General features: G+C 58.4%; 11 protein-coding genes. 1 reads left to right on the forward strand and 10 read right to left on the reverse strand.

Annotated elements, in window-relative coordinates:
• Position 1: 1 nt before the first annotated feature.
• Together VE23_RS11560 and VE23_RS11565 are read right to left on the reverse strand one after the other, a co-directional pair.
• Entirely contained in the window at positions 2 to 3,712 is a 3,711-nt protein-coding gene (locus VE23_RS11560) for an S-layer homology domain-containing protein (protein WP_049868016.1), read from the reverse strand.
• Between the two features lie 346 nt (positions 3,713 to 4,058).
• Complete coding sequence (locus tag VE23_RS11565) at positions 4,059 to 6,332, reverse strand: YhgE/Pip domain-containing protein (RefSeq protein ID WP_049868017.1); 2,274 nt, start codon at positions 6,330 to 6,332, stop codon at positions 4,059 to 4,061.
• Between the two features lie 356 nt (positions 6,333 to 6,688).
• On the opposite strand from VE23_RS11565, the gene VE23_RS11570 reads away from it, so the two are divergent.
• Entirely contained in the window at positions 6,689 to 7,270 is a 582-nt protein-coding gene (locus VE23_RS11570) for a TetR/AcrR family transcriptional regulator (RefSeq protein WP_049868018.1), read from the forward strand.
• A 102-nt stretch (positions 7,271 to 7,372) separates the two neighbouring features.
• Here VE23_RS11570 and msrB read toward each other — a convergent pair whose 3' ends face one another.
• From msrB to VE23_RS11610, 8 genes are all read right to left on the reverse strand, one after another.
• The gene (msrB, locus tag VE23_RS11575; RefSeq protein ID WP_021881871.1) at positions 7,373 to 8,329 is read right to left on the reverse strand and encodes a peptide-methionine (R)-S-oxide reductase MsrB; all 957 of its coding nucleotides are present in this window, start codon (positions 8,327 to 8,329) and stop codon (positions 7,373 to 7,375) included.
• Between the two features lie 103 nt (positions 8,330 to 8,432).
• Positions 8,433 to 8,633, reverse strand: a complete 201-nt coding sequence (locus VE23_RS11580) for a hypothetical protein (RefSeq protein WP_021881870.1) — start codon at positions 8,631 to 8,633, stop codon at positions 8,433 to 8,435.
• Positions 8,634 to 9,785 carry an alpha/beta hydrolase gene (locus VE23_RS11585; protein WP_048745575.1) on the reverse strand — a complete coding sequence of 384 codons (1,152 nt, stop codon included), beginning with the start codon at positions 9,783 to 9,785 and terminating at the stop codon, positions 8,634 to 8,636.
• Entirely contained in the window at positions 9,757 to 11,214 is a 1,458-nt protein-coding gene (locus tag VE23_RS11590; RefSeq protein WP_048745576.1) for a nicotinate phosphoribosyltransferase, read from the reverse strand. Before VE23_RS11590 ends, VE23_RS11585 begins: the two co-directional genes overlap by 29 nt.
• 80 nt (positions 11,215 to 11,294) lie before the next feature.
• The gene (locus VE23_RS11595; protein WP_048745587.1) at positions 11,295 to 11,627 is read right to left on the reverse strand and encodes a LapA family protein; all 333 of its coding nucleotides are present in this window, start codon (positions 11,625 to 11,627) and stop codon (positions 11,295 to 11,297) included.
• 65 nt (positions 11,628 to 11,692) lie between these two features.
• A complete protein-coding gene (locus VE23_RS11600) occupies positions 11,693 to 14,473 on the reverse strand; it encodes a CHASE3 domain-containing protein (RefSeq protein WP_049868019.1) in 2,781 nt (926 codons plus the stop codon).
• A gap of 100 nt (positions 14,474 to 14,573) precedes the next feature.
• A complete protein-coding gene (locus VE23_RS11605; RefSeq protein WP_048745578.1) occupies positions 14,574 to 15,359 on the reverse strand; it encodes an SDR family NAD(P)-dependent oxidoreductase in 786 nt (261 codons plus the stop codon).
• 104 nt (positions 15,360 to 15,463) lie between these two features.
• Positions 15,464 to 16,468 (reverse strand): aldose 1-epimerase, encoded by a 1,005-nt coding sequence (locus tag VE23_RS11610; RefSeq protein ID WP_048745579.1) that lies wholly within the window; start codon positions 16,466 to 16,468, stop codon positions 15,464 to 15,466.
• Positions 16,469 to 16,643 lie beyond the last annotated feature (175 nt).

A 16,643-nucleotide genomic window follows, 5' to 3' on the forward strand; every position in this document is an offset into this window, starting at 1 on the left:
ATTAAGGATGGCTCAACGCCGCTTCAGCTGCCGTCAACGTGGCCAGATTCGTAACCTGGCCCTTTTGCTCCTCGTTCAAAAGATCATAGGCAGCCCGTGCGATTTCAACGAAGTAAGCTTCCGAGTTGAAGACGGATATTTGCTTGATTAGAGTGATGACTACTTTAGGCGTCACATGAATGGCGACCGGATAATCATTGAAGTTGAATCCGATGGGGTTCAACTTCTCGTCGTACATGACAACGATTTTCGTGATTGTTCTCTTGCGGGCGTCGGAATTATAGGTAACGATACCGCGAGAACTATCGACATCAGAATAGAAGACGTCTTGAACGGCCGTTTGTACCGTTATTCCTTGACCTTCAAAAGGACTCTGGATATACGAAACATAACGGACATTCATGCCCATAGCAGCGGGATTTGCCTTTAATCCAGTAGCTGAAACGAATGAAAATCCCACATTTTGCATCATTTCCAGGTCTCCATTGGGATTGTCGGTCGCAATCAGGAATTGGTTTCCAGGAATGAAATTCAAGGGAGTGAAGTCATACTTCGCTTCTATTCTCGGGGATTCGGCTTGCCCATCCTTGGCAATCGAAACCCAAATGCTTCCTTTCTCCCCTTGGAGATCCCTGTTCCAAAGCTTTGTCGAGAACGCTCTTATATCGCTGTATCCTCTTCCTTGAACAAGCGGCTCAACCGCTTCCGGGCTTGAATAAACCTTTACCACCGTATCTGCCCCAGCGCCGATGACGGAAAAATATCCAGCAGCCGTAAAGCCAAGCCGGTAAGATGGAGCGAGCAGGAAGGAATAACTAATGAGATCACCCGTCTTCGAACTTACATCAAATCGAACCGTACTCATGAATCTGCTGTCGAAATTAAATTCAAAGGATCCATTGTTGAGCTTTGCTTTTACCTGCTTGTCCTGAACCATGCCTTCCGTTTGAGCATGGATGGAAACTTTTTCTGCATTAAAGTCAAAATTGAACTTTACGGAAGTCGCCGAGCCTGCTATCCCGCCCGAAGCGAAATATACCTGTGTCATCGGATCAAAAGGCTTATCGAGCGTCATTCCTTCCACAGTCAAGCCTTTGATGACGTCGCCTATCTGTTCAGGCTGTTTCAGCCTGGCTATCGCAGCTTCGGCGGAGAGCAGGTCCGCCGAATTCGTCACCAAAGCCTGCTCCGCTTGACTGAGCCTGTTGTAAGCGGCTCGGGCGTCGATGACCAAGCTCTCGAAATCCAATGTCACAGGCACCGGAATCCGTTTGATCATCTCGCGGACAACAGCCGGATTGACTGCCGTCTTGACATGCAGCGGAACAACGGCAAAGCCTACCACATGATAGGAAGCATCGTAGAGAAAGACCTTGAAGTACGTATCAAAATCGCTCGGAGCGTATCCCCAGTCCCAATAAATCTCCGTGAAAGGAGTATTAATTTTTCGGAGGGCGCCATCCGTCGCCAAATAGCGTTTGCCCTCCTCGCGGGTGGCATGCTGCCCGGGATCGGCTCTCCAGCTGCCGGCTGCCGCGTAGACAGCACCCGCAACGCTTAGAGGCTGTCCGTCAAAGCTCAACCGGATGGAATAGTTGCCGTCAAGATGTCTGTCTTTCATTTCCGCATCGGTCAATTGAGAGGCCGTCAGACCAGCGGCGGAGTTCGGCTCCAAAGGATAGAAATTGTAGGAGCAAGCCTCCTTCTCCCCCCCATTGAGGCTCAGCCAGACCGTTCCTTCCATGCTGGTGCTTGCCCTTAGAGAAACGGAATCGTTAGTGGCCACTTGTGCATCGTATGCCGTCTCATCCGATTTATTCAGGAACAGGCTTACGCGATCGCCTGCTTTAAGCCCACTGATGTCGAATAAGCCCGGACTGACGGTCGTCTTCTCCGCAAGCGTACGCTCGTAGGTAACGAGAATTGTATAGCCTCCAAGGCTCTCTCCGTCCAGACCAGCCATGCCGACATAGACATAATTGGCTTGGCGCGCAGCTTGAACATAAGTGAACGAGCCGTTTTTCAGAGCCGCCTTGGGAGCTACCTCTTCTCCATATACCGTCTGAACTTCTACGCTCACCTTCAGATCGCCGGAAGCGGCGGCGTTCACTTGCAGCGGTCCGGCTGCATAGCTAAGAGGAAGGACGACCTTGTACTCATGCTCTTTCGGATCGAATCCTGTCTTGCCGCTGTCTCCCCACCAAGCAAGGGGATAACCGCTGATGGACAAGGAAGAAAGAGCGGCCTGCTGCCCGGGAAACCATGGCGGCGGAGTTGTCGTCGGCTGGACGGTCGGCGCCACCGTTGGCGGAGGGCTCAGCGTTGGCGCTATAGTCGGCGCTGGCGTCAGTGTAGGTGCGACGGACGGTGTCGCCGTAGGTGCTGGACTCAGGCTCGGCGCAACAGTCGCCGTCGGCGTTGGGCTCGGCGTCGGCGCAACAGTCGCCGTAGGCGCTGGCGTCGCTGAGGGCACCGGGACCGGGAAGAAGCCTCCCCCGCCGACGATCGGCGCGCTGCTCGGTGATGGGGTTGGGACACCGGCTCCGCTCAAGGCTTGAGGCGCTGTCTCGAACTTGGACGCCGAAGCTCCCGTTCCAAGCAGGGCTTCCTTGATAACGCCTGTTCCACTCGCTTCAATAGGAGCATCCAGAACAAGCTTGCGGACCGTCGTCCCAGCGCTCAGTTCAAGAAGCGAGCCTGCCGTAGTCGAACGGAAGGTCAGCTCATCCAGAACGGTGCCGCCGCTTGCGGCGATCCGTACCGGAGAGCCCTTCTTCTCGACGAAGACGCGGAAAAGCGTTCCGTTCTGGATATGGACGGAGTGAAGGCCGCCTCCGCGCACATACGTCGTTCCCTTGACGGCGACTCCGGCAAGGAAGACGTCGCCCTCGCCGATGCCCTCGCCAAGGACAAGGTCTCCTTCGACAACGGTATTCCGGATCGTGACGCCGGGGGCCGTGACCGACACGTCTCCTTTGAGCGTGCGCGATCCCGCCAGCGGACCGTAGACGCCTTCGCTGCTGTAGAGCGTGCCTTTTGCCGCCTCGGCAGCCTGCGCGGCTTTGCCGATCGCGACGATGGCTTCAGCTCTCGTCAGATGGCCTCCAGGACGGAACGTGCCATCCTTGTAGCCGTTCAGCACGCCTTGAGATACGAGAGACGCGACTGCCGCCCGGCTCCAGGAAGCCAGCTTGTCCGCATCCGCGAATGCCGCCGGAGCTTCCGCGCCGCCTTTGCTGCCGGATGCGCTCGCCAGCATGACCGCCGCTTCTTGGCGAGTGACCTTGGCGGACGGACGGAACGTGCCGTCCTCATAACCGCCCGCATAACCGGCGTAAACGGCTGTCGCCACCGTGGAATATTCCCAGCTGCCCGGCTTGATATCCTTGAAACCGGCTGCCGAAGCGCCCTGAAGGCCGAACGCCCGGTTGATCAGAGCGGCGAGCTCGCTGCGCTTGACCGGATCGTTGGGATGCACGCTTCCGTCGTCATACCCTTTCAGCTTGCCTTCCGCCAGCCATTTTTCCAGCTCGCTCTGGGCCCAGTGCCCCTGGATATCGCTCGCCCTCGAAGCCGAAGGCGCCGATGCCGCGGCTGTCGTGCCGGCGCTTGTCCCGCTGGCGAATCCGCTCGATGGAGCTGCGATCGTCGCAGCGAGCAAGCCCGATAGTCCTGCAGCCACAATTCTGATGCCGATTCTCTTGTTCCCCACCCATATTCCTCCATATAATCCACATAAAAACGATTCCAAGGTAGGTTATACCATCCATTGAACATCCTGGCAATTGAAATCTTTCGCTTGCCGAATCCGTGTTCCCAGTCCTTTTTCAAGTCCTTTTTTAAGTCCTGATTTATCCCCTTTTCCCCATTAATTCTACAGCTGGTTCTCATTTCGCCGTGTGGGATTGCCGCCCTTCTCATTCCGCCATGCGGGATTCACTCAGCCTCATGCATGCGTATGCCTCCTCGAACAATTGCGCTAAAACAAAAAAAAGACCGCCCAGTCATTGTCATGACGGTAGGGCAGTCTCTTTAGTTCATAATTCATTACGAAAGGATCAGACCGGCACGGCCGGCTCCTGCACCGCGTCGATGCTTGATTTCTTGCGGCCGGATATACCGAAGTAAAGAGCGGTCAAGGCAAGCGCGATCGCCGCATAGATGCCCAGGCAACCCATTTGCGAGTAAATGACCGACGAGTCGCCGCTGCCGATCGCCGCTCTGAGCCCCGTGATGCTGTGGGACATCGGCAGCCATGGATTCACGGCCTGCATCCATTCAGGCAGCAGTTCCTTGGGGAAGGTGCCCGCGCTCGAGGTGAGCTGCAGAATCATCAGCATAACGACCAGATAGCGGCCGACTTGATCGCCCCAGGTGACGAGAGCCTGAACGATGAGCGTAAAGGTCAGGCTGGCGGCAAAAACGAGGGCGACGAACAAAGGCTTATCCGCGATCGTCAGCTTGAGTCCGTACATCAGGATCAGCGTCGCTACGACCGACTGGCTGATGCTCATGAGCACATACACCGATGTGCGGCTCATGAAGCGTCCGAGCCTGCCCGCGCTCTCCTGGAACGAATGGCGCGATGAAATGACGGTCGTGAAGAACAGCGCTCCGACGAACAGCGCCATCGAGATGAAGTACGGGGCGATGCCGACGCCGTACAGCTCGATTTTGCGCGAGCCGTCTTCTTTGATTTGGACCGGATCGGCGAACATATCCACCGTCTGCTGCCCGTCCTTGATGTCGGAAGTTTTGTCGGCGCCTTCCTTCAGCTTGGTCTGCAGCTCTCCCGAGCCGTCGATCAGCTTGGTCGTGCCGTCCTTCAGCTCGCCTGCGCCATTTTCCAGCTTGACGGTTCCGTCCGCGACGGAACCGACGCCGCCGGCCAGCTGGCCGAGGCCGCCCGCAAGCTGCGAGGCGCCGCTGCTGAGATCCTTCGCTCCGCTCGCCAGCTTGGTTCCGCCGGATACAGCGTCGCCGAGCTTGCTATTGAACTGCTGCAGTCCCGTCTCCAGCTGGCCGGTGCCGGCTTGCAGCTGCTGCGCTCCGGCGAGCAGCTGCTTCTGAGCGGCGCTGAGCGAGGTGCTTCCTGCCAGCAGCTGCTGCTGGGCTCCGTTCAGCGACTTGCCGCCGTCAAGCAATTGCTGCTGGCTGGCAGCCAGCTGCTGGCCGCCTGCGGTCAGCTGCTTCTGAGCCGCGCTCAGCTGGCTGCTGCCCTGCGCGACCTGCTGCGTCGCGGCGAGCAGCTGCTTCACCTGCTCGTTGTCCGCGAGCTCGGGATTCGCCTTGACGAGCTGCTCCCAGCCAGCCGCGACCTGCTCGGCTCCGCCGGCCACCTTGGCGCCGGCTTCCTCGGCCGAGGCCAGCGAATCCGCCAGCTTGGCGCTTCCGTCCGCCGTCTGCTGCAAGCCTTGCTGCAGCTTGGCGCTTCCGTCCGCCGACTGCTGCAGCCCTTGCTGCAGCTTGGCGCTTCCGTCCGCCGACTGCTGCAGCCCTGCGGCCAGCTTGTCGGTTCCCTGCTTGGCCGCGGAAGCCCCCTGTTCCAGCTGGCCTCCAGCCGCATGCAGCTGGCCGAGGCCGCTCGCAAGGCTTCCGCTGCCGCTGACGAGCGACTGCGTGCCGTCCTTCAGCTTGCCGGCTCCCTCGCTGAGCGGATCCATGCCGCTTTGCAGCTTCTGCGTGCCTTCCGCGAGCTTGGCGAGATTGCTTTTGAGCTTCGCCACTCCGTCATCGACCTTGCTGGCTCCTTCCTTCAGCTCCCCGGCGCCGTTGCTGGCCTCCGAGAAGCCGTCCGATATTTCCTTGACCTGATCGAACATGCTCTCGGTATACGCCTTCGTAATGCCGGAGCTCAGATCGGCGCGAATATCCTTCATCGCGCTGTTGCCGATCTGGCCGGCAATGAAGTTGTAGTCGCCGTTAGGCTCAAAAATAATTTCGGCCCGCTCCGGATTGTCGTTCATCAAGGTCGTCGCTTTTGCGGAAAAATCCTTGGGAACCCGGATCGTCATATAATAATCGTTGTTTTTCATTCCTTGCTCCGCTTGTTCCGGACTTACGAACTGCCAGTCGAATTTCTCGTTTTTCTTCAGCTCGTCGATGAAATCATGTCCTGCGTCAAGCGTTTTTCCCTTGTACACCGCTCCGGCATCCTCGTTCACGACGGCAACCGGCAGCTTCTCCAGATGGCCGTATGGATCCCATGAAGCCTTGATTAGAAATCCGCTGTACAAAATAGGAACAAACGCGACGGCGATGAACGAAATCGCAAGCATCGGCTTTTTGAACATGTCCTTCAGGTCTTTGCCGACGACGTTCAAGGCTTTCATTGCATTCCTCACCCTATCTTTCGTTTATCTTTTTCGGCCGGCTTGCGCATGCTAACCAGCGAGAACAATCCGCCGGGTCATTGAGCTCTCCTCCAAGTTATGACCAAAAATCAATTTCGGTCAGTTGGTCAAAAACTACTTTAACACGCTCTCCGTCATCTTGCAAGAGCTCCTCCGAAGTGCAAGCGCTGTCTCTTCAAATAAAAGCTGTCTCTTCAAATAAAAAATGAAACGGCCGTTGCGGTTCTCCGTATAGAAAAGTTATGATTGTTTCGAATGACCACAATACATTTTTCGTTCCACGGTCAATGAATGTCATGGCTGAGGAACCCCGATATAAAGGAGCGATCCCTTTCATGTCCATCGACCGGAGAACGGAAGTCGTCAACGCCGCTGCCAAATCCTTTGCCATGTTCGGCTACAAAGCCACTACGATGGATCAGGTGGCCAAAATCGCGCGAGTCGGCAAAGGAACCATCTATACTTTCTTCGATAATAAAGAGCAGCTGTTCGAAGAAATCATGAACAACTTCATTGAAGAGATTCTCGCGGTGGCGGAGGCCGCCATCGATCCGGACAAGCCATTCGCCGAAAATCTTCACCGCTGCCTGCTCGACGTGCTCACCTACCGCCGCGAGCATGAGCTCAGCGTCCGCCTCTCCTTGGAGATGAAGGAATTCGGAACCGCGGCGGCCGGCTTCGGCATCCGCATGACCGAAGAAGCGCTGAACGGCTTTGTCAGCGGCGCCGTCCAGGACGCCATCGCCAAAGGCGAGATCAAGCCCTGCGATCCCAAGCTTACCGCCTATGTGCTGATCAAGCTGTTCATCACGCTCGTCAGCGACTGGCCGGCCGCATCGGGGCAGCCGATGAAGGAAGAGGAAATCATGAAGCTGTTCGAGCTCTATTTCCTGAACGGAGTTTCCGCGCAGGGATAGCCCTTGACCTGGATTTGGACCTGGACCGGATAAACGCAAGCAGCCGCCCGGCATCATCTCGCGATGACGCCGGGCGGCTGTTTTGTGCATGCCGGTTAAACCTTACTGGAAGAGGGAAACATACTCGCCGTAGCCTTCCTGCTCCAGCTCCGACTTCGGAATGAAACGCAGCGCAGCGGAATTGATGCAATAACGGAGACCGCCCTGGTCCTGCGGTCCGTCGTCGAACACATGGCCGAGATGGGAATCGGCGCGGGTGCTGCGGACTTCGGTACGGACCATGAAATGGCTCGTGTCCGTCTTCTCGTTCACGCCCTGCTTGTTCAGCGGACGGGTGAAGCTCGGCCAGCCGCAGCCGGAGTCGAACTTGTCGAGGGAGCTGAACAAAGGCTCTCCCGAAACGATGTCGACGTAGATGCCTTCCTCCTTGTGATCCCAGAACTCGTTGCGGAACGGAGGCTCCGTGCCGTTGTTCTGGGTCACTTCGTACTGCATCGGGTTGAGCCGCGCGCGCAGCTCGTCCTCGTTTTTCTTCATCGTCCAATTTTCCTTGATGAAGGCGTCGCGGCCGGAGCCTTTGCGGTACATCTTGTAGCGGAACGGATGCGTCTTGTGGTAGTCCTGATGATAGTCCTCCGCATCGTAGAACGTTGCCGCAGGCTCGATCGTGACGACGATCGGGCGGTCGAAGCGTCCGCTCTCCTCCAGGCTGCGCTTGGATTCCTCCGCCAGCCTGCGCTGCTCCTCGCTATGGTAGAAGATGACGGGACGGTATGAGTCGCCGCGGTCCGCGAACTGGCCCATCGCATCCGTCGGATCGACCTGCTGCCAGTAGATGTCCAGAAGCTTGGCGTACGGGAACACATCGGCATCGAAAGTGATTTGCACGGCTTCCGTATGGCCGGTATTGCCTGCGCACACTTCATCGTAAGTCGGGTTTTCCTTATGTCCGCCTGTGTAGCCGGAGACGATCTTGATAATGCCCGGCTGCTCCTCGAACGGAGATACCATGCACCAGAAACAGCCACCGGCGAATGTTGCTACTTGCTCGTTTGCCATATCGCAATCCCTCCTGGGGTATCGTAATTAGTCATCAGGCAAGGACCCATGTATGGAGCCTTTCTTCTATTATAACGAATGCATGCCCCCCAAGTCCAAGCCTCTACTCCCGCAGCGCATCCTGCAGCTTGGTCGACATGGACGAGCCGCTGCCGCCCATTCTTCGGCGCAGCCGCTGCATCTCCGCCGTTAGCCTGGCGACTTCCATTTCGAGAGAAGCCTTCTCCTGCTCCAACCCGGACAGGCGGTCCCGCAGCTGCATGTTCTCTTCCTCCAGCCTGTTCATACGCTCTTCAGCATTCATTTAGCTCCATCCTTCCTCCCGGACTATCAGCTCCGGACTCCGCTCCCTCAAGATCGAGTCCATGAGCGCCGAGCTCTCTTCCCCGTCAGGGGAACATTCCAGATCCGCATCCGCATCGAACGCCATCCTGCTGCCTGCAGCGGCCAGCTCCCGCCGAACAAAGGCGGCCGCCAGCCGCAGCGAGTGTCCGGCAGCCGGAATCCAGCCCGGCATCATCGCCGTAAAATCGTGAATCATTCCCGCGTAGCAGCGGTATTCCACCGCGACTCCATCCCGCCGCAGACGCTCGGCATACTGATGCCCCTGGTCGCGCAGCGGGTCCAGCTCCGCCGTGACGACGAGCGCAGGGGGCAAGCCCTCCAGCGTATCCGCCAACAGCGGAGACACAGCGGGCTTTCTTCGATTGTCCTCCGGGGCATAACCGGACGCGAACTGCTGCAGCAGCCGCAGCGTCAGCATATACTGCCTGCCGTTCTCCCGCAGCGAAGGCTGTGCCGCGCTGCCGGCGCCGCCTGTCAGATCGACCGCCGGATACAGCAGCGCTTGGCAGGCGATGTCCGGCCCTCCGCGCTCCTTGGCCAGCAAAGCCGTCACAGCGGCGATATTGCCGCCGGCGCTCTCGCCCGCCACGGCGATCCGGCCGCCGTCTCCTCCCAAGCCGGACGCATGGATCGAGGCCCATTTCAACACGTCGTAAGCATCCTCCACTCCGGCCGGATACGGATGCTCCGGCGCCAGCCTGTATCCGACCGACAGCAGCATGCAGCCGCTCAGGACGCACCAGGCCCGATTGTATCGATGCCGGGCGGTGTGGTCGCCAAGAGCGAAGCCGCCGCCATGGAAATACAGCACAATCGGGAGCTTGACCGACTCGCTTGCGCTCTCGGGCCGATACAGGCGAACAGGAATCATGCGGCCGTCATGGGCAGTCGCGGTTATGTCCTTCCAGACTGCCCTGCCTTCCACCCGCAGGGCTGCGGCCGCATCCAAGCCCTTCATGAACAGCCTCATGCGAGGGCGCATCCGCGGCAAGGTCAAGCCCGTCATCCAAGATCCGGCATGGACGATGCCGAGCAGCAGCCGAAGCGGCAGCGAGCGGGGGCCGAGCGGGCGCTCCGCGGAATCAGCGCCCTCCCGTTCTTGGCTTGACACGCTGGATCATCTCCGTCTTCAGGCTCCATAGCGACTCGCTGAAAGCAACGGGATACGGCTCCGGATGCAGCTTGCGCAGATGCGGCTGGCGGAACAGCTTCAGCTGCCCGGCGTGGTAGGCACGAATCTCATCCAGTGCAGGCAGCTCTCCCGTCAGCCGTCCGTCCCGGAAAACTGCCTTCAGCAGCGGAACGGCCGCATAATCCTCCGCCTCTGCCGTCACATACGGGTGGGCCGGATCGACCAGCTTCAGCACCGCTCCTTCCACCGGCGCCGTGTCTCCGCGCAAAGTCATGAAATCGGCCACAGCCATGCCGCTTCGGCGATCGATCAGGCGGTAAACGTCCTTGACGCCCGGATTCGACACTTTATCCAGGTTGCCGGAGATTTTGATCACCGGCTCGTAACGGCCGTCCTTCTCACGGGCGACGAGCTTGTATACGCCTCCGAGGGAGGGCTGATCCGCCGCCGTAATCAGCTGCGTGCCGACGCCCCATGTATCGATCCGCGCGCCTTGAGCCTTGAGATTCATGATGATGTGCTCGTCCAGGTCGTTGGAAGCGACGATCTTCACATCGGGGAATCCGGCTTCGTCCAGCATCCGCCTGGCTTCCCTCGACAGCACCGCCAAATCGCCGCTGTCGAGCCGGATGCCCTGAAGCTCCTTGCCTTCCTTCCTCAGCTCTTCTCCCGTCCGGATGGCATTGGGGACGCCGCTTTTGAGCGTATCGTACGTATCGACAAGCAGCGTGACTCCATCCGGGAGCGCCTTGGCGTAATTCATGAACGCTTCCAGCTCGCTGTCAAACGCCTGGACCCAGGCATGGGCATGGGTTCCTTTTGCCGGCATGCCGAACATCATGCCGGCTCTCATGTTGCTGGTGGCATGGAAGCCGGCGATATAAGCCGCTCTTGCTCCCCATACGGCCGCATCCATTTCCTGGGCGCGCCGGGTCCCAAATTCGAGCAGCGTATCGTCTCCGGCCGCCTGCTTGACCCGCGATGCCTTGGTCGCGATCAGCGTCTGAAAATTGGCCGCGTTCAGAAGGGCCGTCTCCACGAGCTGGGCTTCCATAATTCTCGCTTCGACCCGGATCAGCGGCTCTCCCGGAAATACGAGCGTTCCTTCCGGCACCGCTTCAAGCGTACCCGTAAAACGGAAGGAGCGCAGCTCGTCGAGGAAAGCCTCCTCGTAACGCTCCTCCTGGGCGCGGAGATAGTCCAGATCCTCTTCGCTGAAGGCCAGCTTGGAGATGTAATCGACAATGCGCTGCAAGCCGGCAAAAACAGCAAACCCGTTGCCGAAGGGCAGCTTGCGGAAATACATCTCAAAGACGGCTTTACGGTTATGCGTGCCCATTTTCCAGTGGGCATACATCATATTGACCTGGTATTTGTCGGTATGAAGCGTCAGATCCTCGCAGTTCATCGTTGACCTCCTAAATGGACAAGCTTCGCCAATGGCAAAGGCTGCGCCGCTTGAACGGCGCAGCCTTTGGGCATCGAAATTTATTCAGCCGGTTTCAACAATCCGTTGTCATGCTCCGCAAGCAGGTCCCGATCCTGGATGACGGGCCGGTCGGAGCTGTGCAGCGCCCGGGATTCATCCAGCTCTCTCTTCAATCCTTTGATCTCCCTTTGGAGCCGGTACTGGCGGATGATTCCGAACAGCCCCGTGCTCAGGCCGCCCAGCAAAGCCGAGATCAGGATGACCAGAATAAGCGGCGCGCTCGTCGTCGCGAACATGAAGTTGACCAGCACCGGATCGACGTTGATGACAGCGAATATGGCAATAAGCAAGGCAAAAACCAAGCCGGATATTAACAGACCTTGCGTTTTCATCGGAAATCACCTCAAGCCTTCTCTTCATTGGATATTGTTCCCTTTTACCCGGACGCCATGCCCGTTCAAACCCTTTTTTTCTTCGGCATCCACACTTCGATCAGGGAATACAGCTGCTCGATCGCAATCGGCTTGCTGATGTAATCCGAAGCCCCTGCGGCCAGACATAGATCCCGGTCCTGCATCATCGCCTTCGCGGTCAGAGCGATGACGGGAATATCGCGGTACAGGGGATGCTCGCGGATCCGCCTCGTCGCTTCATAACCGTCCATGACCGGCATCATCATATCCATCAGGACGACGTCGATATCCTCCCGCTCGTCCAGAAGCTGAAGCGCCTCCTCGCCGTTGTTCGCCGTCAGCACCTCCGCCCCTTCGATCTCCAGGGCATTCGACAGGCTGTAGACATTGCGGATATCGTCATCGACGAGCAGGATAAGCCGGCCTGCCAGAGCCGGATGGCTGGGGATCCGGTCTGATGACGCGGCTGCCTGCTGCTTGGCGGCTTCGGCCGTTGCCGAAGACCGCTCCCGGTCTCTCCGCTCCGGCGTCGCCTGGAAGGAAGGCGATTCAGCTTCAGCCGATTGCTTCGTTCCTCCCTCGGCATTCGCCAAGGAGGACAACGACGGAACATACAAGGTGAACGCGCTGCCCGCTCCCGGGCTGCTGTCGAGCGTGATGAGCCCGCGCAGCAATCCGGCAAGCTCGCGGGAAATCGAGAGGCCGAGGCCGGTGCCTCCGAATTGGCGGCTCGTCGTGCCGTCGGCCTGCTGGAAGGCATCGAAGATGACTTCCTGCTTGGAAGGATCGATCCCGATTCCGGTATCGCTGATTTTGAAGGAGACGATCTTCTCCCCGCCGGCTTGCGGAAGCAGCTTAGCGGCTTCTTCAGCGGGGACGAGCGCAATTTCCAGAGACACTCCTCCCTGAGGGGTGAACTTGAAGGCGTTGGAAAGAAGGTTTTTGAGAATTTGCCGCAGCTTTCTTTCATCCGTGTACAGAGTGGCCGGAACATCCTCGCCGCAGTTCATCTTGAAGTCCAGCTGATGCTTGTGCGCAATGCCGGAAAATCCGGAGAACACGCTCTCCGGCAGCTCCGACATGTTGATGGCATCCACATGCAGATCCATGCGTCCGGCCTCGATCTTCGTCAGATCAAGGATGTCGTTGATCAGATCCAGCAGATCCTCCCCGGCGGAATGGATGACGCGGGCGAATTCTTCTTCTTTCTCGGACAGATTCCCGGCCGGATTCTCGGCCAGCATTTCCGACAGAATCAGCATGCTGTTGAGCGGCGTCCGCAGCTCATGGGACATGTTGCCCAGAAATTCGCTTTTGTAGCGGGAAGTCTGCTCCAGCCGTTCGGAATACTGCTTCAGCTCCTCCTGAATCTGGCTCAGCTCGTCGTTCTTCTCCTCCGACAGCACGAACTGCCTTCCAAGCTGCTCGTTGGAGGCGGACAGCTCCTCCTGCTGGGTCTGAAGCTCTTCCGTCTGGACCTGCAGCTCCTCCGTCATCGCCTGCGACTCGCGAAGAAGGCTCTGGATTTGCATTTGCGTGAACAGCCTGTTGAGGGCGCTGCCCAGCATGTCGGCTGCTTTCTCGGCGAATGTCTCCAGATGATGCTCGAAAGGCTTGAAGGAGGCGAGCTCCAGCACGCCTAGCGTCTTGCCTTCGAACAGGACCGGAACCAGCAGCAAATGAGATGGCGGAGCGCTGCCCAGTCCGGAGGAAATCCGAATATACGTCTCCGGCACTGTGTAGCTTCGCTTGAGCTTTTCGGCAGCCGTTCGGCCGACAAGCCCTTCTCCGAAGCCGAACGAAGCGGATGCCTCCTCCAGACCCGATCCGCTGCCCGAGACGGACGCGGCAAGCGTCAGCTTGGCTCGGGAATGCTGCGGATTGGAAATATAAAGCGCTCCATATGGCGCCTTCAGAGCCTCCGCGATGTAGCGGACCACCATGTCGGCCGTCTCGTTCAGATTCTCCGCGCCCTGCAGGCGGGAGCCCAGTTCTACGCTGTAGCGCTGAATCCAGCTCTCGCCTTCGAGCTTCTCCAGCAGCTTGTTCGTCTCTGCGGCTAGATCGGCCACCTCATCCGAGGTCGAGATCGGGACCCGAATCGAGAGATCGGCTGCGCTCTGCTCGCTTTCTCCGGACATGCCCTCCAGGCAATCCGTCACATTTCGGATCGTGCGGACGATGGAGCGCGACAGCAGCCAGCCGATCAGAGCCGACAGGAAGATCGACAGTCCGAACAGAGACAGCAGCGTCGTGCGGAGCATGCTGTTTCCTTCCTCCAGATTGGCAAGCCTCTTGGCGGTAAGGGTTTTCTCCGTGCTGCGGAATCCCTCGAACATTCCCCGCAGCTTGTCCATGTCCTGCTTGCCGCGGTCGATGACATAGAATTTCCTGACCGCCTCTTCATCCCCGTCTTGCTTGGAGTCGATGACAGGCATCGTAATGGCCAGCCATTCTTCAATGACCGAGCGGATCGACTCCAATGTTTTCATCTGAAGGGGGTTGTCTGATATTAGCGCCATCAAGCTGTCATAGTTGGTCTGCCATTGCGAAAATCCGTTCCGGTAAGGCTCCAGATAATTATCCTCGCCGGTGACAATGAATCCCCGCTGGCCCGTCTCCATGTCCAGCACGTTTTTTTCGATTTTGTTCGTAAGATTATGCACTTCGATATCATGGCTTGTAATGTAGTTCGTTTCTTGCTGGACCTTGTCCAGCTGGTTGAAGACGACAAAAATCGAAATCGCCAGGCATATCAAAATGACGGCATAACCGGCGATAATCTTGGTTCTGATCGTAATTCTCCGCTTCGATTGGCTCGACAACTTTCTATCCCCTGTTCTGGCCGGCGAAGGCGCACAAGCTGGCTCTGCGCCGGATTTATCCCTCAAATGCTCGAGACGGATGCCGAATCGGCCTCCGGTATCAGGTCACAGGCGATTTGCCCCCGTCAATATTCAGCGCCGTCCCCGTTATATAAGAAGCCGCGCCGGAAACGAGGAAGACGATGGCATCCGCTGCCTCCCGGGTCTCTCCGATCCGTCCGAGCGGGACGGCATGGCGCGGATCCCGGGCATACTCCTCCCAGCTGAGCTCGGGAGCGTCGCATCTCCACTTCCGCTCGATCTGATCGCTGCGGATCAAACCGATGCAGACCGCGTTCACGCGGATGCCGTCGGCTGCGAGATCCCGGCTCATCGCTTTGGTGAGCGCGATTCCTGCCGCTCTGGTCACCGAGGAAGGAAGCGCGGCCGCCCCAGGCGACTTTCCTCCGATCGCCGTCACGTTGACGATGGCGCCGCTTCCGGCCCGCTTCATGAACGGCAGCGCTTCGCGGGTCATATGGACGGCTCCCATCAGCTTCAAGCCGATATCGGCCTCCCAGCTCTCGAAGCCGACCTCCTCGAACGGGGCTGCCGCAGACGTTCCCGCATTATTGACAAGAATGTCGATTTTCCCGTCCCACTTCTCCGCGATGGCCAGGACGGCTTGTTTGACTCCATCGGCATCGGCAACATCGCAGGCCGCCGTCAGGACGCCGGCCCCGGTCTCCTCCTCAATCCGTTCCGCCGCCGCTTCGAGATCCTCTATCGTGCGGGCGATCAGGGCGACATGAGCGCCTTCCCGCGCCAGCGTGAGCGCCGTGGCGTATCCGATGCCTTTGCTGCCTCCCGTAATGACCGCATGTTTGCCGCTCAGGTTGAGATCCATGGTCAACCTCCTTCGATGATATCGAATCGATCTCTATCGGCTCTTGCATTTCCCGGGAAATCGACGTCAATGTCGCGTCCTGTCGTCCGGTTCGGTTGTGGAGATTAGCGGCCTACCTTGACGTAGAAACGGGCGCGCTCTTCCCAAATCTCGCCCGGCTCCAGTCCGAACAGCCCCATCTCCTCGGCTGGAAGGCTCATGTTGGGAGCATTGACGAGGTTCACTTGCGGCTCCGGACAGAAAAACTCTCCCCGGCCCTGATTGTTGTACAGCATCCACTGCTTGTAGGAGGTCCCGACATCGTAGACGAGCGTGACGCCGCGCTTCGTATCGGTCAGTTCCATCCGGTTGCGGCCATTTTGGGGAACGGCTGTGTAGTGGTGGTCCAACGCCGTCCAGAACGGATCGACTCCGTCTTCCTTCATGTTCTCCTCTTCGGCGCTCAGAGGCATGAAGGAACCGGTAGGCAGCATCCTCGGGCTCATTTCCCAGCGCTCGCCGATCGTCAGCTTGAGCTTGCAGTCCTGCGCTTTGCTCCCCGGAGAGAACGGCGCGTTGAGCGTCGTATGGAACGCCAGCAGGCAAGGCATCGATTCGCTTCCGTCGTTGCGGAGCGTGACCCGCTGGGACAGGCCGTCCGGTCCGAGGGAGTAGTGCAGGCGCACCGTATAGTTGAAAGGCAGCCGGCGGTAGGCGGGATGGTCCTCGTCGACCTTTACCGATACCGTCACGAAGCTCTCGTCGCCCTTATGGCCGAAGCTTTCTACTTCCCAGGGGGTTTGATAGAGAAAACCGTGCAGATGGTTGTCCGTCGCCGGCTCGTTGATGGGAAGCTGATAAATTCTGCCGTTCCAAGGGAACTTGCCGTCTTCGTACCGGTTGGGCGGGAAAAGCACCGGGATTCCCCAGACGATGGAATTTTCCCGAAACTTCTGCATGTCCTCGTGTGCCGGCTCGCGCAGGAACCGGTATCCGTTGACCAGATCGCGGAAGGCAACCAGATTGCCTCCGATTTCGGGAAGCATGACCGCTTCGTAGGCTCCCGCTCGCAGATAAATCGCCTTTTGTCCCTGATAGATGCCCTCAAATGCACTGCTCGCGCTGCTCATATGGATATCCGCTCCTCTCTAAATTCCGCTTCTACTAGAGTACCATATTTTTTTCGACCTGTTCTATACGAATTGACAAGCTTGTTGCCCTGCAAGCACAAGCTTGGCGCCGTCTATTCCGGCGCTTGACGCCGCCGGTTCCGGCATCCGGCAGGGAGAAGGCTGCATGCAGAGA

This window comes from Paenibacillus sp. D9, assembly GCF_001188365.1.
Taxonomy (GTDB): Bacteria; Bacillota; Bacilli; order Paenibacillales; family Paenibacillaceae; genus Paenibacillus_O; species Paenibacillus_O humicus.

Coding starts and splice junctions, on each gene's coding strand:
- VE23_RS11565 (WP_049868017.1), bottom strand. CDS start 6,332: ATGAAAGCCTTGAACGTCGTCGGCAAAGACCTGAAGGACATGTTCAAA.
- VE23_RS11570 (WP_049868018.1), top strand. CDS start 6,689: ATGTCCATCGACCGGAGAACGGAAGTCGTCAACGCCGCTGCCAAATCC.
- msrB (WP_021881871.1), bottom strand. CDS start 8,329: ATGGCAAACGAGCAAGTAGCAACATTCGCCGGTGGCTGTTTCTGGTGC.
- VE23_RS11580 (WP_021881870.1), bottom strand. CDS start 8,633: ATGAATGCTGAAGAGCGTATGAACAGGCTGGAGGAAGAGAACATGCAG.
- VE23_RS11590 (WP_048745576.1), bottom strand. CDS start 11,214: ATGAACTGCGAGGATCTGACGCTTCATACCGACAAATACCAGGTCAAT.
- VE23_RS11595 (WP_048745587.1), bottom strand. CDS start 11,627: ATGAAAACGCAAGGTCTGTTAATATCCGGCTTGGTTTTTGCCTTGCTT.
- VE23_RS11605 (WP_048745578.1), bottom strand. CDS start 15,359: ATGGATCTCAACCTGAGCGGCAAACATGCGGTCATTACGGGAGGCAGC.
- VE23_RS11610 (WP_048745579.1), bottom strand. CDS start 16,468: ATGAGCAGCGCGAGCAGTGCATTTGAGGGCATCTATCAGGGACAAAAG.